Annotated in this window: 19 protein-coding genes, 1 tRNA gene and 1 pseudogene; all 21 read right to left on the reverse strand. The window is 61.7% G+C overall.

Translation table 11 applies throughout. The features are described from left to right. Nucleotides 1–10: 10 nt before the first annotated feature. The 21 genes and pseudogenes from A0O30_RS02595 to A0O30_RS02700 all read right to left on the reverse strand — a co-directional run bounded on the left by A0O30_RS02595 (nt 11) and on the right by A0O30_RS02700 (nt 20,830). Nucleotides 11–2,785, reverse strand: a complete 2,775-nt coding sequence (locus A0O30_RS02595; protein ID WP_218274913.1) for a hypothetical protein — start codon at nt 2,783–2,785, stop codon at nt 11–13. A 68-nt stretch (nt 2,786–2,853) separates the two neighbouring features. After that, nucleotides 2,854–4,500: pseudogene (locus A0O30_RS02600) on the reverse strand (glycosyl transferase family protein); the annotation flags it as partial. Between the two features lie 12 nt (nt 4,501–4,512). Beyond that, nucleotides 4,513–6,693, reverse strand: a complete 2,181-nt coding sequence (locus A0O30_RS02605; protein ID WP_105945486.1) for a hypothetical protein — start codon at nt 6,691–6,693, stop codon at nt 4,513–4,515. A gap of 410 nt (nt 6,694–7,103) precedes the next feature. Continuing rightward, nucleotides 7,104–7,179: transfer RNA gene (locus A0O30_RS02610), tRNA-Lys, on the reverse strand. A gap of 63 nt (nt 7,180–7,242) precedes the next feature. Further along, the gene (gene queC, locus A0O30_RS02615; RefSeq protein ID WP_198749417.1) at nt 7,243–7,917 is read right to left on the reverse strand and encodes a 7-cyano-7-deazaguanine synthase QueC; all 675 of its coding nucleotides are present in this window, start codon (nt 7,915–7,917) and stop codon (nt 7,243–7,245) included. Between the two features lie 17 nt (nt 7,918–7,934). Further along, nucleotides 7,935–8,582 (reverse strand): 7-carboxy-7-deazaguanine synthase QueE, encoded by a 648-nt coding sequence (gene queE, locus A0O30_RS02620; protein ID WP_105945488.1) that lies wholly within the window; start codon nt 8,580–8,582, stop codon nt 7,935–7,937. A gap of 168 nt (nt 8,583–8,750) precedes the next feature. Further along, nucleotides 8,751–9,557, reverse strand: a complete 807-nt coding sequence (gene ybgF, locus A0O30_RS02625; RefSeq protein ID WP_105945489.1) for a tol-pal system protein YbgF — start codon at nt 9,555–9,557, stop codon at nt 8,751–8,753. Between the two features lie 6 nt (nt 9,558–9,563). Further along, nucleotides 9,564–10,064: a peptidoglycan-associated lipoprotein Pal gene (pal, locus tag A0O30_RS02630; protein ID WP_012273762.1), complete on the reverse strand. Its 501-nt coding sequence runs from the start codon at nt 10,062–10,064 to the stop codon at nt 9,564–9,566. A gap of 54 nt (nt 10,065–10,118) precedes the next feature. Beyond that, complete coding sequence (gene tolB, locus A0O30_RS02635; protein WP_019098470.1) at nt 10,119–11,390, reverse strand: Tol-Pal system beta propeller repeat protein TolB; 1,272 nt, start codon at nt 11,388–11,390, stop codon at nt 10,119–10,121. 26 nt (nt 11,391–11,416) lie between these two features. Then, nucleotides 11,417–12,535 (reverse strand): cell envelope integrity protein TolA, encoded by a 1,119-nt coding sequence (gene tolA, locus A0O30_RS02640; protein WP_016711993.1) that lies wholly within the window; start codon nt 12,533–12,535, stop codon nt 11,417–11,419. Further along, nucleotides 12,535–12,987, reverse strand: a complete 453-nt coding sequence (gene tolR, locus A0O30_RS02645; protein ID WP_003254760.1) for a protein TolR — start codon at nt 12,985–12,987, stop codon at nt 12,535–12,537. The genes tolA and tolR overlap by 1 nt, the downstream gene beginning before the upstream one ends. A 14-nt stretch (nt 12,988–13,001) precedes the next feature. Next, nucleotides 13,002–13,697, reverse strand: a complete 696-nt coding sequence (tolQ, locus tag A0O30_RS02650) for a protein TolQ (protein WP_010952367.1) — start codon at nt 13,695–13,697, stop codon at nt 13,002–13,004. A 2-nt stretch (nt 13,698–13,699) separates the two neighbouring features. Continuing rightward, nucleotides 13,700–14,152 carry a tol-pal system-associated acyl-CoA thioesterase gene (ybgC, locus tag A0O30_RS02655; protein ID WP_016711994.1) on the reverse strand — a complete coding sequence of 151 codons (453 nt, stop codon included), beginning with the start codon at nt 14,150–14,152 and terminating at the stop codon, nt 13,700–13,702. Between the two features lie 125 nt (nt 14,153–14,277). Then, on the reverse strand, nt 14,278–15,324 hold the full coding sequence (gene ruvB / locus A0O30_RS02660) for a Holliday junction branch migration DNA helicase RuvB (protein ID WP_019098466.1): 1,047 nt from the start codon (nt 15,322–15,324) through the stop codon (nt 14,278–14,280). Beyond that, nucleotides 15,321–15,938: a Holliday junction branch migration protein RuvA gene (ruvA, locus tag A0O30_RS02665; RefSeq protein WP_016711996.1), complete on the reverse strand. Its 618-nt coding sequence runs from the start codon at nt 15,936–15,938 to the stop codon at nt 15,321–15,323. The genes ruvB and ruvA overlap by 4 nt, the downstream gene beginning before the upstream one ends. Nucleotides 15,939–16,047: 109 nt before the next feature. Next, the gene (gene ruvC / locus A0O30_RS02670; RefSeq protein ID WP_003254769.1) at nt 16,048–16,572 is read right to left on the reverse strand and encodes a crossover junction endodeoxyribonuclease RuvC; all 525 of its coding nucleotides are present in this window, start codon (nt 16,570–16,572) and stop codon (nt 16,048–16,050) included. A 189-nt stretch (nt 16,573–16,761) separates the two neighbouring features. Continuing rightward, the gene (locus tag A0O30_RS02675; RefSeq protein ID WP_016711997.1) at nt 16,762–17,508 is read right to left on the reverse strand and encodes a YebC/PmpR family DNA-binding transcriptional regulator; all 747 of its coding nucleotides are present in this window, start codon (nt 17,506–17,508) and stop codon (nt 16,762–16,764) included. Nucleotides 17,509–17,621: 113 nt separating this feature from the next. Then, the gene (aspS, locus tag A0O30_RS02680) at nt 17,622–19,397 is read right to left on the reverse strand and encodes an aspartate--tRNA ligase (RefSeq protein WP_105945490.1); all 1,776 of its coding nucleotides are present in this window, start codon (nt 19,395–19,397) and stop codon (nt 17,622–17,624) included. A gap of 93 nt (nt 19,398–19,490) precedes the next feature. Further along, nucleotides 19,491–19,712: an FmdB family zinc ribbon protein gene (locus tag A0O30_RS02685; RefSeq protein WP_003254776.1), complete on the reverse strand. Its 222-nt coding sequence runs from the start codon at nt 19,710–19,712 to the stop codon at nt 19,491–19,493. 92 nt (nt 19,713–19,804) lie between these two features. Further along, on the reverse strand, nt 19,805–20,134 hold the full coding sequence (locus tag A0O30_RS02690; protein ID WP_105945491.1) for a ribbon-helix-helix domain-containing protein: 330 nt from the start codon (nt 20,132–20,134) through the stop codon (nt 19,805–19,807). Between the two features lie 222 nt (nt 20,135–20,356). Next, complete coding sequence (locus tag A0O30_RS02700) at nt 20,357–20,830, reverse strand: Dps family protein (protein ID WP_003254783.1); 474 nt, start codon at nt 20,828–20,830, stop codon at nt 20,357–20,359.

Genomic DNA, 20,830 nt, shown 5'->3' on the forward strand with positions numbered 1-20,830 from the left:
TGCAGGGTCCTCAATACGACAGGGTCAGGTTCATGAACAGCCCTTCGGCCCGCTCGCGGGCACCGCCGCCGATGGCGAAGCGGTACTGGGCTGTCCAGTCGAGGTAGGAGCGTGGCGCGTGGTAATGGTCTTCACGGAAGTAGTAACGCAGGGCCACGCCTGGCCCCACGCCCATCGACCAGGTGCCCTGATCACGGGTCAGGGAGTAGCTGCCGCCATCAAGCTGATCGGCGAACAGGCCACTTTTTCCCTTCAGTTGCCTGGCTTCATCCTTTTGCCAAATCACGTCGGCAGCGCCCACAACGTGCGGAAAAACAACCAGGTTCGACGACAGCCCGGGTAACCGGAAGCTGCGACCAAGGCGAATTTCATTGCTGAGGAACAATTGCTGGCGTTTGAGGCGGCCCGAGGCCTCTGCCAGCTTGTCCGTACGCGAGCCTTCGCTATCGACGTCATACAGGCTGAAGGTGGCGGCATTGTCTTCCAGCGAATAACCCAGCTGCGAATAGGCATCCACCGTCCACCAACTGCGCTCCATGCGCAGCTCCGTGCCCCGGTAGAAGCCGTAAGTCGCATAGGCCAACCAGCCGCCGGCACTGTCTTTGAGCTTGTATGCCATCAGCGCACCGTTGATACGCTCGGTCGGTGCACGGTTCTGGTTTTCTGTCGCGATGGCTTCCTGGATCTCGCAACGCACGCTGTTCTTTGCCGGGTTTGCAGTCCCTTCGCGGGTTGCCGAACCCAGCAGAAAGCGACGTTCCAGGCCAAAGGTGAAGCCCGTATCAGCGAGCATGTAACGCACACCCAACGACCCGATCGTGCTGGGGAAACCACTGACAGACTGCGAATCACTGACACCGTCATCGTCCACGGACGCTTTGCTGCAAGGATCGATCGCGCCCTGCGACTTGAAGCGCCCTCCCTCATCCCAGAGGGTATTGCTCAGGCGCCCGTACACCTCCAACACACCACGCTGGTCATTGAACTGGCTCGGCCGCCAGTACAGTTCTGCGGTGCTGAACACCGAATCCCCCGCCGAACTCTGCCCGGCGTTGGCAATGGTGGTGGTCGGCCTGGCACCACGGTAGCTCGTGGTGACGGTAGCGCCCCATTCACGATCGAAACCGCTGATGGCACTGCGGGTGTTGTGCCGCTGCTCGGCGTCGAGGTCGAGGGTGCCGTAGTCGTCCATGTCGATGGCGTGCTTGAGCTGCTGCACCGCCGCCGGTTTGTCCCCCATTGCCGAGAGGGCATAGGCCTCGTCGAGGATGGCGGTTTTCGGCGCCTTGCCGCTGTCGCGGGCGGCGCGGAAGTCTTCACGGGCGCGCGCTGGCTGGGCAGTGCGCATGCGCAGGTAACCACGCTGCATCAGCAGGTCGCCATCGGTGGGCGTGTTGGCAATGGCATCGCTCAGGCGCTGTTCGGCTTCAGCAGCCTGCTGCTCGTTGCCCGCGGCCAGAGCGGTGGTCAACAGGCGCTGGAACGCCAGGTTGTCCGGCTCCTGCTCTGTGGCACGGCGCGCCTGGCGAATGGCCGTCTGGTAATCCTGCCTGGCGTAGGCGGCATAGGCCTCGCCAGCCGGCCCCGCCGCGCCACCGCCGTCGGCCGGCAGCAGTTCGCACTGGGTGCCGTAGGGGGTGTCCTGGCACGACTGGCGTGGCGCCGGGTAATTGGCCAGGCTCAATGCACCCGCCGGCTCACGCAGGGCGGACAGCGCCTCATGGCGTCGGGCAACGGCTTCATCCTGCGCATCCAGCGGTGCCAACAACGTGGCTGCTCGGGCCTTGTCACCCCCCGCAAGCGCGGCATCGGTGGCGATCAGGCGCACATTGCGCAGCTGCTCTTCATCCAGCCAGTCCTGTGACAGCGCACTGTCGAAGTCGGCATCCGCCGCCGGCGCATTACCCTGCAACTGACGCAGATAGCCGCGCATCACGATCATCACCGTGCTTTCGTCGTCGACCTCGATCGCTTCGCTGGCCGCCTGTTCCGCAGCGCCTGGCTGATTATCGAGCAGCAGAACGGTGACCAATAACAGACGATGGCTGGCAATATCAGGCGCCAGGTGCACTGCCTCTCGGGCCAGCGGCACGGCATCACCCGGCCGATTACCTATCAGCGCCTGATAGGCCTGCTCTGCAGGGCGTACGGCCATACGGCGGTTCAGGGTTTGCCGGCGCGCTTCGAGATCGGCAGCGTTGGGCGCGCCAAGGCTGATCGCAGTCGCTGCCGCCGCAACCGCCTCGGGCCAACGCTGCCGAGCCTCCAGGCTATCGAGCCAGAGCAACGCCCAAGCCCCTTGGCTTGGGTCGGTGCGGAACGCGCGTTCGGCATCGCGCTCGGCGCTTGCCATGTCGCCGGCGTTGTAGGCCGCATAGGCCTTGGTCGCCAGTGGAAAGCCGCGCTGATAGGCCGCCGTGGGCGCAGGGCCACTGGCAGTCGACTGACCTTGCAGGTTACTCACTGCCGCCAGCAGGCCCGGGTCGCGCACGCCACGCTTGAGCGCACCTTGCGCAGCCTGCCGTGCTTCATTGCGCCGGCCCAGCTTCTGCAAGGTGTAGACCTTGAGCAGGTTCAGCCGGGCCACTTCGGGGCGCAGCTTGAGCGCGGTGTCCACCTGCTGAAGCGCATCACGGTAGCGCCCCTGTTGGTAACTGCGGTAGGCCAGGTCAGCCTGTTCCCAGGCTACGCCTTGCAGGGGTGCCTCGGCAGCCAGGGCGGCAGGCAGGCTGGCGCAGCCAAGCACCACGCCGATCAACAAAGTGGCGGGACGAATGAGCATCATGACAGTGCGGCAACCTGTTTCTTCTTCACCGCCGAAGCGGCTGCGGGAGCGGGGGTGACATCGTCGTTCTCTTGCTGGAACAGGATCGCTTCGTTGAGCGTTTCGGCATCCAGGAAGCCGTAGTCGAGCAGGATTTCACCCAACGGTTTGTGTGCCTCGGCCTGCGCGTCCAGTGCCTTGGCCAACGTGCCTTCATCAATGGCGCGCCACGACACCAGCAACTCGCCAAGGCGCAGCCGCTGCTGCTGCAACTGGTCGGCGGACGGAAAGTCATGCATGGTCTTGTCCCAGACCAACGGCTTGCCCAGGAACAGGTAGCCCAGGTACAGACGCCACGCCCGGGCCGCCGCCATGGCATTGATGAAGTTGCCAATGATCATGCGTGGCCCTGACAGCAAGGCATGCTCCCAGCCGTACAGACGCCCGACAAAGTACGCACGCTGCAGAATGCGCAGGCTCAATGCCACGGTGTTGGCCCACATCAGGTCGAGCAGCCAGCTGTTGGGGCCGAATGCCGACGGGAAGAACAGGCTCCAGTGGCCGGTGACGCTGATAGCCAGGAACAGCAGATGCTGGGCCAGCAACACATAGGCAAGGATGGCGATGAACGACGTGATCAAACCCTTGCGATCGCGAAACAGCAGATACTTGGTTGCCAGCGAGCCTGCCCAGCCTACCTGGCTCCAGCCTTGCAGGCCGATGCCCAGGGTCCAGCGGGCTTTTTGCCGGTAGGCGGTGCGGAAGGTATCCGGGAAGTACTCGCGCACGCCCAACGGCATATGCACGGCCACCATCTTTTCCTTGCCCATGCCGAACCAGGTGCTGCGCCGGGCCACATAGTCGACCGGGAACTTGCCGAAAATCTGCTTCATGCCGCGCCGCGCAAGTCGCGCACCGATGTCGTAGTCCTCGGTGAGGGTGTCGGTGTTGAACGGCTGGTTGTTGGTCTCGGCGGAAAGCTCCAGCAGCGCCCTGCGCGAAAAACAGGTGCCCACGCCGGCTGACGGCACCATGCGCGACATGCTCTCGCGCACCACCAGGTCCTTGGTGTGCCATTCGGCAAATTCGTCCATGTAGGTACCCGCCACCAGTTCGTACCAGTCACGTTCCAGCGAGGTGACCGGCAACTGAATGAAGTCGATGCGCGGCAACAGATAGTTGAAGTAATGCAACTCCAGGCGGTGCAGTACGTCTTCGCTGTCGTGCAGGATCACCCCGGCAAAGGGCTCAGGCATGCGCGCGTCCTGCGCAAAAATGGCCTGGATGATCCAGTTCAGGCAGTCGGCCTTGCAGGTTGGGCCTTCGTGAGGCACCTCTACCCGCACCAGCTGCTTGTAGCGCCGACGCATGCGTTCAACCTCATCGATCGTGCGCTGGTCGTTGCAGTAAGTCCCCACGAAGATGTAGTAGTTCTTGTAGTCCAGTGAACCGACCATGTTCTCCAGCATCGGAGCGATCACGTCGTATTCCAGCCACGCCGGGATCATGATCGCCAGCGGCTGTTCAGGCTTGCCACGCAACTGCTCTACCGTCAGCGCCTGGTAGCGTTTACGACGGATGAGCAGCTTGCGATACGCCTGACGCACCCAGTACCAAAGGTCGATAAACAGGTCATCGAGGCTCGATAGCAGGATCAGCACGCCAACACAGGCAGTGACGATTTCCAGCACGCGGTAGTAGTCCGCCAGCAGGTATGGCCAATAGAGGGAAGACATGCTCGCCGCGCCTTACTTGCCTTTGTTCTTCAAGCGCAGCCGGCGGGCAATCACGCCCAGCAGCAACAGCAGCAGTACCACGCCAGACAACGTCGGCAACGCCCATACCAGTTGCTTGCGCCACTGATGGAACGGCGTGCCTGCAAGGTTAAGCTCAGGGTCTGTGGTGTCGACCCAGGTGAGCGGGCCCTGCTCGCCCACTACAACGGCATTGCCCTGGGACAGCAGGAACGGCACTTGCGGCACCATGTCGGGATTACCCAGGCTGTTCCATAGCACGCCGCTCTGGCCATTGGCGCTGACCACCGACACTGTGCCCAGGCCCTGCGGCCCTTGCAGGTCAAGCGCAAGGGCCTGATTACCCTGAGCCTGCAGGCGCTGCAACTCGGCTACACCCAGCAAAGGCCGGGCCCCCGTCAGCGGAACATCCAGCGCCAGGAAAGGCCGCGACGGGGCTGCATCAGCCTTGCCTGTAGCCAACACCAGCTCGGCGTTGACCGGCGATAGCGCGGCGGCACTGGCCAGACGGATCAACTTACCCAGGCTTGCAACCGGCGCCTGCAACGCGGCCTTGTCGACAAACACTTGTGGCTTGTTGGCCAGCAGCGGCAGCAAGCCGACGAAGGTGCCATCAGGCTCGGCATCTGCCGAAATCAGGTAGCTGCTAGGTAGCACGTTGACTGGATAGGCCTGCGGTACCTCGGCACAATCGGGTGAACTCGGCTGGCGCTGGAAGCGTACTTGCACGGTATTGGTCACCCCCAGGGCGTAGCCGGGAATACGCGCCTTGAGCCGCTCAGGGTGGCCGTCGGCATCCAGTTGCGCCGCGCTCAGCAACACATTGTTCCAGATGACCGATGCCACCGGCCGGGTGCTCGAGGCGCCGGGTGCGGCAGCAACATCCAGGTTGAGTTCGCCCGGTATCAGGCCGTTGACCGATACTGCACTCAGTGGGAATGTGGCCGTCCACTCGCCGCGGCTGACCACATCGAAGGTACCGAAGTTGCCACCCAGGCTGCTCAGGCGCAGATGACCGTGCTCGTTGCGCAGCGCCTCACCTACGGCCTTCACCTCGGCCTGGTGCGATACCAGCACGTTACGCCAGTGTGCATCGAGCACACCCGCCGCCTTGGCCCCCGCATCAGCCGCAATAGCCACCAACACCTGACGGCCAAGGCTACGCAATTGCAACTGCTGACCGGGTACGGGCTCCAGCGCCAGGCTTGCCCGTTGCTGGCGCCACTGGCCCAGCGCGGCTAATGCCTCCGGGTCACCCTGCAACTGATGGCCCAATGCATCCAGGGCTGTGTTGAGCTGAGCGATCAGTGCGCTGTCGGCAATGGCCAATTCAGCGCGCGTCGCTGGCGTATCGAGCATCAGCAATGCCCCCAGCTCCGCCGGGTTGGCCAGCGTGTGGCGCTGCTGCCCGGCCAATGCGGCAAACGCCGGCACCGTGGTCAATGCGGCCGGCACTTCAACACCTGCCAACTGCACGCTATCGCCCACTTGGGGCAGCGCCCGCACCTGGGCACGGCGCGCACTGCGCTCTAGGGCTACACCCAAGCGCCAGGCACTGTCGAAACTGGCACGTTCAAGCGCGCCAGCGGCAACCAGGATAGACGGCTCGGCAGACAGGCTGCCCCATGCATCGGTCAGGCTGGCCAATGCCGACATCGAATAGCGGTAATCGAGCCGTGTTTCTGGCGACAACGTCAACACATTGGCAGTAGCGCGCGGTGGCGCACAGAAGTCTTCAGAAACCGGCGAGCTCCAGTCCAGGGCAAAATTGACGAAGCCACTGGCGTGTTTGCCACTGTCTACCGGCAACGTGCGGGACAGCGTGCCGCGCGCCTGATTGATGCGTTCGGCCACACGAGACAGGCCATCCACCGCCAGGCGCAGTGTGGCCGGCTGCTCTTCACCTTTGATGAACTCGCCCTCGAGCGCGATATGCGCATCGCGGATCGCTACGCCCTTGGGCACTGGCAGGAAGAACACCTGGCGGTTATCAGCCTGGTCGAGCACTACCGGGTTGGTAATGCCGAGGTCCTTGAGCGAGACGCTGCGCGCCACCCAATCCTGGGCAGCCAGTGCTTGCAAGGCATCACTGGCCGGTGTGGCGCACGCGAAAAGCGGAGCAGTCAGAACAGTACTCAGAACGGCGAACTGCAAACGGTAAGACGAAAGGCTCAACGATCTAGTCCTTGCAAAGGTTGAGTGGCATCGCAGCCACAGCGGGCGTGCAGACGAATGCGCCGACAGGCGCATCAGGGCGCACGTCTTCGCTCGGGGACTGGGGAAACGGCAGAATGGAATCGACATCAATCCGTTATTCCAGTGCGATGCCGCTTCCAGGCGACAACGGGGGCGTACTCTCTAGGATCAAAGTGCCAATGTCAATATTTTGATTAAAAACCATAAGAAAAATGCGTGAGATACAAAAAAGACGTTTTTTTGACTATTCAAATGAATGTATGAGGCAGGCCTTGCACTGCCAGGCGGCACCCTGGCGCCACGATGCAAAATGCGAAGGATCCGTGACACCCGGCAGAAACGAAAAAGCCCGCGACCGTTGCCGGTAGCGGGCTTTGACGTACTGAGTATGGTGGGTCGTGTAGGATTCGAACCTACGACCAATTGGTTAAAAGCCAACTGCTCTACCAACTGAGCTAACGACCCGTTGGATGGCGCGTATAATACTGATTTCTAACGGGAAATCAACACTCCATCAAAGGTTTTTTGTCAAACATACCGTGTCGGGTCTTCGACACCGGCTGCCTTGAAGCCGTCTGCACGCAGGCGGCAGCTGTCACATTTGCCACAGGCACGGCCGTCATCGTCGGCCTGATAGCAGGAAACAGTCAAACTGTAGTCCACACCGCGGGCGATACCAGCCTGCACGATCTGCGCCTTGCTCATGTTCTGCAGCGGCGCCTGAATGCGGAAGCCCTGCCCCTCTACACCCGCCTTGGTCGCCAGGTTGGCCATACGCTCGAAGGCCTCGACGAACTCGGGGCGGCAATCCGGGTAACCGGAGTAATCCACGGCATTGACGCCGATAAAGATATCCCGCGCCTCCAGCACTTCGGCCCAACCCAGCGCCAGTGACAGAAACACCGTGTTGCGGGCCGGCACGTAGGTGACCGGGATACCTTCACTGGGGGCTTCCGGCACGTCAATGCTGCTGTCGGTCAACGCCGAACCACCAATACCGTCGAGGTTAAGGCCAATCACCTTGTGCTCGACCGCACCCAGGTCGCGGGCCACGCGTGCGGCAGCGTTCAGCTCGGCGCGGTGGCGCTGGCCGTAGTCGAAGCTCATGGTGTAGCAGCTATAGCCTTCTGCTTTGGCCAAGGCGACCACAGTGGCGGAGTCCAGGCCGCCGGACAACAGGATTACTGCGCGCTTTTCTGTCATGTGTACTTGCTCCTCAATCAACGTCCGGGTTCGTCGTTCCACAGCAGCTTGTGCAGCTGCAACTGGAAGCGCACGGGCAGGTTGTCGGCAACGATCCAGTCCGCCAGGTCACTGGCTTTTACCTGATGATGGCTTGGCGAGAACAACACCTCGCCAGCACGCTCGGCCAGGTTGTACTGGATCAGCTTGGACACGGCCCAGTCGTAGTCCTCACGGGAACAGATGACAAACTTGACCTGGTCGTTGCGGGTCAGGTGCTCGATGTTCTCGTAACGGTTACGGTGCGACTCTTCGGAACCCGGGGTCTTCAGGTCGACCACGCGACTGACGCGGGTGTCGGTGCCAGAGATATCGAGTGCGCCACTGGTCTCTAATGATACTTCGTAACCGGCGTCACACAGGCGCTGTAGCAACGGCAAAGCGTTGGGCTGAGCCAGTGGCTCGCCACCGGTGACGCAGACGTACCGGGGCTTGAAGCCGGCAACCTGCTCAAGGATTGAATCGAGGGTGCGAATGGTGCCGCCGGTGAAGGCATAGGCACTGTCGCAGTACTGGCAACGCAGGGGGCAACCGGTGAGGCGCACGAAAACCGTGGGCAGCCCAGCCGTTCGCGTTTCACCCTGCAAAGAGTAAAAGACTTCGGTGATGCGTAGTGTGTCTTGCATGCTCGCCACGGGCGTGACAGCTAAACAGGCTGTCCGCCTCCGTCAGGCACTGTCGCGGACTCGACATAGCGTTATCCGCGGCAGCGTGTTTACGAAAAAAGGGCAGTGATTCTAACGAAAAAACCCGCGACTGGCGCGGGTTTCTTTCGAAAGGTACAGCTACAGCGCTTAGAGCTTCTGCAGGTCACGCTGAGCCAGTTGCGCGGCGGAGGTGCCGGGGTACTGGGTGATGACCTGTTGCAGGATGCCTTTGACCTTGTCGGTGTGGCCCATGCGGCGCTCGACATCGGCCAGCTTATAGAGCGAATCCGGCACTTTGCTGTGTTTCGGGTACTTCTGGCTGACCTGGGCAAAGGCCTGGCTGGCACCTTGCAGGTCGCCCTTGGCCAGGTTCACTTCACCCAACCAGTACTGGGCATTGCCGGCGTACTGGCTGTTGGGGTACTTGCGCAGGAAGGCATTGAACGCCTGGCTGGCCTTGTCGAAGTCTTTCTGCTTGATCAGGTCGAAAGCGGCATCGTAGTAGAGCTTTTCTTTCGCCGGATCACCAGGCTCGCTACTGGCGGCCGGTTGTTGCGCAGCAGCACCTGCTGCTGCATCGGGGGCGGCATTGGAAGCACCACCACCGGAGGAATTGTCAGGGGTTGCGGCAGGCGCAGCGCCACTGTTGATGCGACGGTCCAGGTCCTGGTATCGCTCCAGGTTTTCCTGCTTCATGCGCGACACATCGTTTTGCAGCTCTTCGATGATGCCTTGCTGGCGGGAAAGCTGGTCCTGCATCTGTTGCAGCTGCATGAACAGCTGGCCCTGTGCAGAGGCAGGGGCCGAAGCCCCCGACCCGGCATAGGCGCCGCTCGTGCCATAACCCGCAGGCGGATAACTGCCTGCGTTGTCATCTACTACAGGGACCTCAGCCCAGGCCGCGAGCGGCAGGCTGAGTGCGAGGACGGTTACTACACGGCGGCACATACGCATAAGAACTTACTTACGCAGTTCTACGCGACGGTTCTGAGCCCAGGACTGCTCGTCGTTGCCGGTGGCAACTGGACGCTCTTCGCCGTAGGAAACCAGTTCCAGCTGAGCAGGGGAAACGCCCTGCAGAACCAGGTAGCGCTGAACGGCTTTCGCACGACGCTCACCCAGAGCCATGTTGTACTCGCGGGTGCCGCGCTCGTCGGTGTTGCCTTCCAGAACAACGCGGTTGCCGTTGGACTTCAGGTCCTTGGCGTGAACGTCCAGAGCGCGCATGGCTTCTGGCTTCAGGTCCGAGCTGTCGTATTCGAAGTAGAAGGTGGTGATTGCGCGCAGGGCAGCTTCTTCGCTCAGGGAGCCGTCAACTGCGCCAGTGTTGGCACCGTAGCCAGCGTTCGGGTCTACAGCAGCGCCTTCGCCTGCGTTGTCACCGCCCTTCGAGGAGCAACCTACAGCTACGGCCATGGCCAGAGCCAGCGCAGCAAATTTACCAAACTTCAGCATTTCCATCGTGAAACTCCTAATGAAACCCCAGTGTGTTAAGCAAAACGTATTACGCCGCAATCAGTTCAGGTAAGGGGACCAGGACGGTTCTCTGACTTCGCCTTGAGCGGTAGGAAGTGGGAGCCTCACGCGGCCATTAAGCGACACGAGCATCAAGACTCCCCGGCCCTGCTGGCGGGTGGCGTAGATTAGCATGGTGCCGTTAGGCGCAACAGTGGGAGACTCATCAAGACTTGTTTCAGACAGAATCTTTACACTTCCGCGCTGCAAGTCCTGTGCCGCCACTTTAAAGTTGGTAAAGCCCTGTTGGCGATGGATCATCACCAGGGTTTTTTCGTCCGCCGAAAGTTTCGGGTTGGCGTTGTAGTTACCCACGAAGGTTACGCGCTCGGCACCACCGCCACCGACCGACTGTTTGTAGATCTGCGGTTTGCCGCCACGGTCGGAAGTGAAGTAAAGCGTGTTGCCGTCTTTACCCCAGAATGGTTCGGTATTGATACCTGGGCCTGCGGTAACACGGCTGATCTGGCGCGAAGCCACGTTCATCACGTAGATGTCCGGGTTGCCGTCTTTCGACAATACGAACGCCAGGCGCGAACCGTCCGGCGACCAGGCTGGCGCACCGTTCAGGCCTTCGAAGTTGGTCACCTGCTCGCGGCGGCCGGTATCGATGTTCTGGATGAAGATGCGCGGGCGCTTCTGCTCGAACGACACATAGGCGATACGCTTGCCATCCGGTGCAAAGCGCGGCGACAGGATCGGCTCACGCGATTGCAGCAGGGTAACTGCACGCGCACCGTCGTAGTCCGAACGCTGCAGGGTATAGCGGGTGTTGTTGGTGGAGAAACGCTCGGCCGTCACGTACAGCATGCGGGTGGAGAACGCACCCTTGATGCCGGTGAGTTTCTCGAACGACTGGTCGGCAATGTAGTGCGCCATGTCGCGCAACTGGTCGGTGCTACCCGCGACGCTGCCGGTCAGCACTTGCTGCTCGGTAGCGACGTTGAACAGCGCGTACTGCACCTGCAGGCGACCGCCTGCCGGCACGATGCTGCCCACCATCACGTACTGTGCACCCAGCGCTTTCCAGTCACGGAAGATCACTTCGCTGGCCTGCGACGGCTGGCTGATCATGTTCTGCCGCGGAATTGGCGAGTAGTAGCCAGAGTTGCGCAGGTCGTTACCGATGATATCGGCAATGTCTTCTGGCAACACGCTGCCGCCCTGCAGACCGAACGGCACTACCGCGATGGGCGTTGCCCGGTCGCTGCCGCTGGTGACCAGGATGTTCTTTTCCTCTGCCACGGCCATGCCTGCCACGCAGCACAGCATGACCAGCAGTCCTCTAAGACGTTTAATCACAACGCTAGATCCTCAGGTGTAAATGTCATCTTGAACGAACGATATTGGTTGAAATCGCTCGGCTTCATACCCTGCATCTCGGTCAAACGACCAATGTTCTTCACCGCAGCCACCGCCGAACTGTCGTACGGGCCGTCACCACTGGAACGGGCCACGCTGACACTGGTGATGGTACCGTCCGGCAACATGTTGATCTGCAGGACCACCGTCATGCCCTTGCGCGCGGAAGGCGGACGCGCCCAGCCTTCGGCCGCGCGCATGCGGATCAGGTCGTCGAAGTCGCCGGCCACCTGGTCACCCTGCTCGTCGGCCAGCGCCTGCTGCCGCTCGGTGGTGTCGGACAACAGCTCGGCCAGGGCCTGGGCTTTCTTGTCTTCTGCCGCCTTGCGGGCCGCTTCCTGTGCCTTTTTCTTCTGGGCGTCTGCAGCGGCCTTTTTCTTGGCCTCTTCAGCTGCCTTCTTCTTCGCGTCCTCGGCCGCCGCTTTCTTCTTGGCGTCCTCGGCTGCTTTCTTCTTGGCCTCCTCGGCTGCCTTTTTCTTGGCGTCCTCGGCGGCTTGTTTCTTCGCCTCTTCAGCGGCCTCTTTCTTGGCCTCTTCTTCGGCTTTTTTCTTGGCTTCTTCCTCGGCCTTCTTCTTGGCGATGTCGGCTTGCTGCTTCTCGGCGGCCTTCTTCGCCTCGTCGGCCTTCTTGGCTTCGGCGGCTTTCTTGGCCTCGGCAGCCTTGGCGGCTTCGGCGGCCTTGGCAGCGTCCTCGGCTTTTTTCGCCTCGGCGGCTTCGCGGGCCTCTTCGGCCTTTTGAGCAGCGTCGGCTTTCTTTTGTTCCGCGGCCTTCACGGCTTCCTGCTCGACCTTCTTCTGCTCCAGCTGCTCGACCTCGGTCTGGCGCGAAGCCGTTTTCTTCGCTTCCCCGGCAATCTTCTGATTGGTCTGGGTAGTCGCCTGGCTCTTGGACTTGAGCTGGTACAGGGTAGCCTGAACAATCGGCTTGGATGGCGGCAGCTCAGGCGTCATGGCAAAACTGACGAACAGCAGGGCGAACACCAACACATGCAGGCCGATGGCCCAGACACTGGGCCAGAAGTAGCTTTCCGAGGCGGATGGCTCTCGCTGTTGCATCAGGGCGCCTCGGTAATCAGGCCAACGTTACCGACACCGGCCTTCTGCAACCCGCCCATGGCACCCATGACCGCGCCATAGTCGACAGCCTTGTCGCCACGAATGAACACCTGGGTCTGCTTGCCCTGGTCACGGCCGGCAGCAATGATCTTGGTCACGGCGTCGGTCATGGCGGGCAAGGTCATGGCCTTGTCCATCTGCTTGTCGGTATCGACTTCGCTGCCGAGGTTCCAGTAATAGGTTTTATCGGCCTTGATGGAGATGGTGAGGATCTGGACGTTGTTGTCCTGCGGCAAGGCTTCGCTGGAAACCTTGGGCAGGTCGACCTTCACGCCCTGGTTGAGCATGGGCGCCGTCACCATGAAGATGACCAGCAGCACCAGCATCACGTCGATGTAGGGCACCACGTTCATCTCGGCGACGGGCTTGCGTTTGTGGCGAACTCGGGCCATGGGCTTCTACCTGATTACTCTTCGCTGGTGTGCACTTTGCGGTGCAGGATCGCCTGGAACTCGTCGGCGAAGGTGTAGTAACGACCGATCAGCACTTCACTGCGCGCGGCGAAACGGTTGTAGGCGATGACCGCCGGGATTGCCGCAAACAGGCCAATGGCGGTGGCGATCAGCGCTTCGGCGATACCCGGGGCAACGGTGGCCAGGGTGGCCTGCTGGGCGCTGGCCAGGCCACGGAAGGAGTTCATGATGCCCCATACGGTACCGAACAGGCCGATGTACGGGCTGGTCGAACCAACAGTGGCCAGGAATGGCAGGCTCTGTTCGAGTTTTTCTTCCTCGCGCGAAATGGCCACGCGCATGGCACGGCCAACGCCTTCCATGACCGCATCCGGGTCAACGCCCGGCTGCTGGCGCAGGCGCGAGAACTCCTTGAAGCCGGCACGGAATACCTGCTCTACACCGGAGTCCGGGTCTGGGTTGCTGCCTGCCTGGCGGTACAGCTTGGACAGGTCGATGCCCGACCAGAAGCGCTCCTCGAAGGCATCCAGCGCACGACGACCGGCGCGCAGCATGGTGCTGCGCTGGAAGATCATGATCCATGAAGTGACCGAGGCGGCCACCAGGGTCAGCATTACCAGCTGTACCACCACGCTGGCATTGCTGACCAGACTCCACATGGAGGTATGGTCGACGACATTAGCTTCCACGCTTATTCTCCTGCATTCGATTGATTACCCGAGCCGTCCGCCGCAAAGGCGTCGCGCAGCTGGGGGGGTATGGCTCGGGGTTTGAAAGTGTCGGCGCGCACGGCGGCCACCAGGAACTGCCCTTCGCAAAGCAGCGTTTCATCCTTTTCCCGCCAGACCTGCTGCACGAAACGCAGGCTGGCGCGATTGAGTTCAAGTACTTGCGCGGTTACCCGCAATTCGTCATCCAGCCGCGCCGGCGCGTGATAGCGCGCTTCGCTGGAATGGACCACGAACAGCAGGTTGTCTTCGGCCAGTTGCGACTGGGAAAAGCCCAGGTGCCGCAGGCGTTCGGTGCGCGCGCGCTCCATGAATTTCAGGTAGTTGACGTAATACACCACGCCGCCCGCATCGGTGTCTTCGTAATAGACGCGACAACGGTGTGCGAACGGTTCGAGCTGATTTTGCGCGCGCATACTCTAGTGCTTACTCCTCAGCTTGCCAATCCGCTGTGGCAACTGTTTTTTCTTCATTAATGTCTTATTGCCAGCGCACCCTGGGCATGCCAGCGGTAGGACCACGAAAAGTCGCATTCGATCTGTCATTCATCGCCTGGTTCTGAAAAATCACCGCCCTCCCCCAGGCGCCCGGGAATATTCAGGCCAAAGTGCAGGTAGGCATGCCGGGTAACCACGCGGCCGCGTGGCGTGCGCATGATATAGCCTTGCTGGATCAGGTACGGCTCAAGCACATCCTCGATGGTGTGGCGCTCTTCGCTGATCGCCGCCGCCAGGTTGTCCACGCCTACCGGGCCACCATCGAACTTCTCGATCATGGTCAACAGCAGACGGCGGTCGGAATGGTCGAAACCGCGCTCGTCGACGTCCAGCAGGTTCAGCGCCATGTCGGCCACGGCCTTGGTGATCTGGCCCTTGCCGCGCACCTCGGCGTAGTCGCGCACGCGGCGCAGCAGGCGGTTGGCGATACGCGGCGTGCCACGGGCACGGCGGGCAATTTCGTAGGCGCCCTGATCTTCGATGACCAGGCCAAGGATGTTGGCCGAACGGCTGACGATGGTGGCCAGGTCCTTGTCGCTGTAGAACTCCAGGCGCTGGACGATACCGAAGCGGTCCCGCAGCGGGTTGGTGAGCATGCCGGCACGGGTGGTGGCACCCACCAGGGTGAACGGTGGCAGGTCGAGCTTGATCGAACGGGCGGCCGGGCCTTCGCCGATCATGATGTCGAGCTGGAAGTCCTCCATGGCCGGGTACAGCACCTCCTCGACAACCGGTGACAACCGGTGGATCTCGTCGATGAACAGGACGTCGTGCGGTTCGAGGTTGGTCAGCATGGCCGCCAGGTCACCTGGACGCTCAAGGATCGGGCCCGAGGTGCTTTTGACCGAAACGCCCATTTCCTGGGCGATGATGTTGGCCAACGTGGTCTTGCCCAACCCGGGCGGCCCGAAGATCAGCGTGTGGTCGAGCGACTCGTTGCGCCCACGGGCGGCCTGGATGAACAGGGCCATCTGCTCGCGCACGACCGGCTGGCCGATGTACTCGTCAAGGCGCAGCGGACGAATCGCCCGGTCCTGGACTTCTTCACGGTCGCGGCCACTGGCGGCGATCAGGCGGTCGGCTTCGATCACTTGGTAATCATCCCTTTCAGGCTGCGGCGGATCAGCTCTTCACTGCTCAGGCCGGCCTTGTCCTTGATCGCGGCGATTGCCTTGCTGGCTTCCTGCGGCTTGTAGCCCAGCGAGACCAGTGCGCTGACCGCATCGGCCTCGGCAGTGGACTCGCTGGCGACCGGCAACGGCCCATCGGACACCAGGGTAAACATGGCGGGCGAGGTTTCCCAGGCCTTGAAGCGGTCTTTGAGCTCGACCAGCAAACGTTCGGCGGTTTTTTTGCCGACACCAGGCACGCGCACCAAGGCCGAAGTATCCTGGGCTTGCACGCAACGCACCAGCTCGTCGACTTCCAGGCCGGACATCAGCGCCAACGCCAGCTTCGGGCCCACGCCGTTGAGGCGGATAAGCTCCCGAAACAGCTCGCGCTCGCGTTTTTCGGCAAAGCCGTATAGCAAGTGCGCATCTTCGCGCACCACCAGATGAGTGTGCACGGTGACGCTTTCGCCCACCTTGGGCAGACGGTACAGCGTGGTCATGGGAACTTCCAGTTCGTACCCCACGCCGTTGACGTCGATAATCAGGTGCGGCGGCTGTTTTTCCGCCAAGGTGCCGCGCAAACGTCCAATCACGTTCCGATCCTTCCTCTCGGGGAGCCGGTCAAAGACCGCTCAACCCTATCAGCAAATGCAGCGGGTGAACGCATCACCCGAACAAAATGTGTATCAGCGCATGAAGCGCCTACAGACGCAAGCGCCCGCCACGTCGCCGTGCCGTGCTCAGGCCGTGCGGCACCAGGCTTGAACGGGTATGGGCATGGCACAAGGCAATGGCCAGCGCGTCGGAGGCGTCGATCTGCGGCTTCTGCGTCAATTTCAGCAGGTGCATGACCATCATCATCACCTGTTCCTTGTTGGCCCCGCCCGTGCCGGCTACTGCCTGCTTGACCTGGGTGGCGCTGTATTCGGCGATTTCCAGGCCGGCTTCGGCGGCCGCGACGATGGCCGCACCGCGGGCCTGGCCGAGCTTGAGCGCCGAGTCGGCGTTACGGGCCATGAACACCCGCTCGATGCCCATGGTCACCGGGCCGTGCTGGGCGATGATTTCACTGACACCACGAAAAACAATCTGCAGCCGCTCGTGCAGCTCGCCGCTGCCGGTGCGGATACAGCCCGACGCCACGTACTCGCACCCACGGGCGGTCTGGCGTACCACGCCATAGCCAGTGATGCGCGAGCCGGGGTCGATACCAAGAATCAGAGTCATAGTGCCTGTCGAAAAATACTAACGTTTCAAGACCATTGGGGCCGCTGCGCGACCCATCGCCGGCAAGCCAGCTCCCACAGATACAGCACAAGCCTATAGAAATGCGCTGTACCTGTGGGAGCTGGCTTGCCGGCGATGGGCTGCGCAGCAGCCCCAATTGCAGCCCTGACTCGAAGGTTCAGAAAATCCTTAGCCGAGGTTTTCCATGATCTCATCGGAAATCTGGGCATTGGAGTAGACGTTCTGCACGTCATCCAGGTCTTCGAGCATGTCGATCAGCTTGAGCACCTTTTCGGCACCCTCCTGGTCAAGCTCGGCGCTGGTGGTCGGCTGCATGACGATTTCGGCGTCAGCGGCCTTGAAACCCGCCTCTTCCAGGGCGTTGCGCACGGCATAGAAGCTGTTGAACGAAGTGAACACGTCGAACGAGCCGTCGTCGTTGGCTACAACGTCGTCGGCATCAGCCTCCATCGCTGCTTCCATCAACGCGTCTTCGTCCACGCCCGGCGCAAAGCTGATCTGGCCTTTGCGCTCGAACAGGTAGGCCACCGAACCGTCGGTACCCAGGTTGCCACCACACTTGGTGAAGGCATGACGCACGGCGGCGGCAGTACGGTTGCGGTTGTCGGTCATGGCTTCGACCATGATCGCCACGCCGCCCGGGCCGTAACCTTCATAGCTGAGCTCTTCGACGTTGTCGCTTTCGTTGGTGCCGGCACCACGGGCCACGGCGCGATCGATGATGTCGCGGCTCATGTTGGCGCCCAAGGCCTTGTCCAGCGCCAGGCGCAGGCGCGGGTTGGATGCCGGGTCAGCACCGCCTTGCTTGGCCGCAACGGTCAGCTCGCGGATCCACTTGGTGAAGATCTTGCCTCTCTTGGCATCCTGGCGCTCTTTGCGGTGCTTGATGTTCGCCCACTTGGAATGACCAGCCATAACGACTCCGAATCCTTTGTTTCACAAACAGCCCCGCCCCTGTACGGGGCGGGACGGAAAAATACCTGCGCCGAAACGCAAAGGCGCATCCATGTGGATGCGCCCGGGACTGCTTACTCGACCTTGGTCTGTTCGCGCAGTCGGATGTGCAGCTCGCGCAGGGCCTTGGCGTCGACCATGCCAGGGGCCTGGGTCATGACGCATGCAGCGCTCTGGGTTTTCGGGAAGGCGATCACTTCACGGATCGACTGGGCGCCGGTCATCAGCATGACCAAGCGGTCCAGGCCGAAGGCCAGACCACCGTGAGGCGGTGCACCGAACTTCAGGGCGTCGAGCAGGAAGCCGAACTTCTCTTCCTGTTCTTCTGCCTCGATACCCAGCAGGCGGAATACCGCCTGTTGCATCTCTTTGCGGTGAATACGGATCGAACCGCCACCCAGCTCGGTACCGTTCAGAACCATATCGTAGGCACGCGACAGGGCTTTGGCCGGGTTGGCCTCGAGCTCTTCCGGGGTGCACTTCGGCGCGGTGAACGGGTGGTGCAGCGCGGTGAAGCTGCCGTCTTCGTTTTCTTCGAACATCGGGAAGTCGACGACCCACATCGGCGCCCACTCGCAGGTCAGCAGCTCGAAGTCGTGACCCAGGCGGATACGCAGCGCGCCCAAGGCTTCGCTGACCACCTTGAACTTGTCGGCACCGAAGAACACGATGTCGCCGTCTACGGCGCCGACGCGGTCGAGGATGGTGTTGAGGTTGGCCTCAGGGATGTTCTTGACGATCGGCGACTGCAGGCCTTCGACGCCCTTGGCGCGCTCGTTGACCTTGATGTAGGCCAGGCCCTTGGCACCGTAGATGCCAACGAACTTGGTGTACTCGTCGATCTTGCTGCGCGGCATGCTGGCACCGCCAGGCAGGCGCAAGGCGGTCACACGGCACTTCGGATCGTTGGCCGGGCCGGCGAAGACCTTGAAGTCGACGTCTTTCAGCTGGTCGGCAACGTCAACCAGTTCCAGCGGGTTACGCAGGTCCGGCTTGTCGGAACCGTAGCGGCGCATGGCTTCTTCGAAGGTCATGTGCGGGAATTCGCCGAACTCCAGGTCCAGCACTTCCTTGAACAGCTTGCGGATCATGCTTTCGGTCAGGCCCATGATCTCGCTTTCATCGAGGAAGCTGGTCTCGATGTCGATCTGGGTAAACTCCGGCTGACGGTCGGCACGCAGGTCTTCGTCACGGAAGCACTTGGCGATCTGGTAGTAGCGGTCGAAGCCGGCCACCATCAGCAGCTGCTTGAACAGCTGGGGCGACTGCGGCAGGGCGAAGAAGCTACCGGCGTGGGTACGGCTTGGCACCAGGTAGTCACGCGCACCTTCCGGCGTGGCACGGGTGAGGATCGGGGTTTCGACGTCGAGGAAGCCGTTTTCGTCGAGGAAGCGGCGGATGCTGCTGGTGATGCGCGAACGCAGGCGCAGCTTGTCGGCCATTTCCGGGCGACGCAAGTCGATGAAGCGGTAGCGCAGGCGGGTTTCCTCGCCAACGTCGGAGTACTCGTTCAGCGGGAACGGCGGGGTTTCCGCTTCGTTGAGCACGTTCAGCTGGTAGCCGAGGATCTCGATGGCGCCGGAGGCCATGTTGGCGTTCACCGCACCGTCAGGGCGCTTGCGCACCTTGCCGGTGATCTGCACGACGTATTCGCTGCGCACGCGGTCGGCGGCGGCGAAGGTTTCGGCGCGATCAGGGTCGAACACGACCTGGGCCATGCCTTCGCGGTCACGGATGTCGAGGAAGATCACCCCGCCGTGGTCGCGGCGACGATGGACCCAGCCGCAAAGGGTGACTTCCTGGCCGTCCAGGCTCTCGTTCAGTTGGCCGCAATAATGGCTGCGCATCATGATGGTGGTTTCGCTTCTCGTGATTCGTGTATTCGGTGGAGGCCTTGGCCGCCCGGAGGGCTAATACTGCAAGACCCGGTCACAGCATTCAACTCAGTCGGCCTTGTCGCCGCCTGCCAGATTCTTTTTTGCCCCGGTCTTGAAGTCGGTTTCGTACCAACCATTACCGCTCAGGCGGAAGCCTGGCACCGACAGCAGCTTTTTCAGCGCTGGCGCCTGACAGGCCGGGCAATCGGTCAGCGGCGCGGCGCTGATCTTCTGCAGCACTTCCATGCGGTGCTCGCAGGATGCACATTGATAGTCATAAAGGGGCATGGGTGTCTCTCGTCAACCACAACGCTGGCTGCCGGGGCAGCAAAAAGCGGGATTATATATGGTTAACAGGCACTGCGCAGCCCGCCCGGCGATCAGCGCACACTTGGCGGGTTTTGCAGCCAGGCGACGCAGATGACCCGGATCAGCCCACTGAAGTTACGCACCCCACCCTGGCGCAAGTGCACTTCGCGATCCACGTAGGACAACACCGCACTGACCGAACAGCGGTTGGCGGCGGCGATACGCTCCAGGATGCCCCAGTAGACGGCCTCCAGGCGCAAGCAGGTGGAAAACCCGTTCAACCGCACCGAGCGCGACACCGGCTGGATCTGCAACATGTCGAAATCAGCCTTGAACGGATCCATGCACTGCTTTGCCGGCCAGCTCCCCTGCCCCGCCATACGCTTGTTCGCTTGCATCATGCGCCACACTTCCTCGTCACAGGTACCAGGTGACGTATGAAGCGCTGATAGGCGGGTTTAGAGCAGCGGCAAAATCTTCCTGCACAAAATCTGAAAGCTGACGCGATCACTGTAGGAGCGGCTTTAGCCGCGAACACCGGCAAGGCCGGTGCCATGCACCGCGGTGCCTGCTTCGCGGCTAAAGCCGCTCCTACAGGGTCATGCGTGAGTCTTGGGCAACTTTTATTTGCCGTCGAGCAGCACCCGCAGCATCCAGGCCGTTTTTTCGTGCACCTGCATGCGCTGGGTCAGCAAGTCGGCGGTCGGCTCGTCACTGACCTTGTCCACCACGGGGAAAATGCTGCGCGCCGTGCGCACCACGGCCTCCTGCCCCTGCACCAGCTGGCGGATCATCTCGTCCGCCGGGGGTACACCTTCCTCCTCCTTGATAGACGAGTGCCGCGCATAGAATGCATACGACCCCGGCGCCGGGAAGCCCAAGGCCCGGATACGCTCGGCGATGGAGTCGACCGCCAGCGCCAGCTCGTTGTACTGCTCTTCGAACATCAGGTGCAGGGTGCGGAACGACGGGCCGGTGACGTTCCAGTGAAAGTTATGGGTTTTCAGATACAACACGTAAGTATCCGACAACAGGCGGGACAGCCCATCGACGATGGACTTGCGATCTTCTTCGCTGATACCGATATCGATTGCCAT

It is taken from the genome of Pseudomonas sp. LLC-1 (assembly GCF_002992185.1).
In the GTDB taxonomy this organism is placed as follows: domain Bacteria; phylum Pseudomonadota; class Gammaproteobacteria; order Pseudomonadales; family Pseudomonadaceae; genus Aquipseudomonas; species Aquipseudomonas monteilii.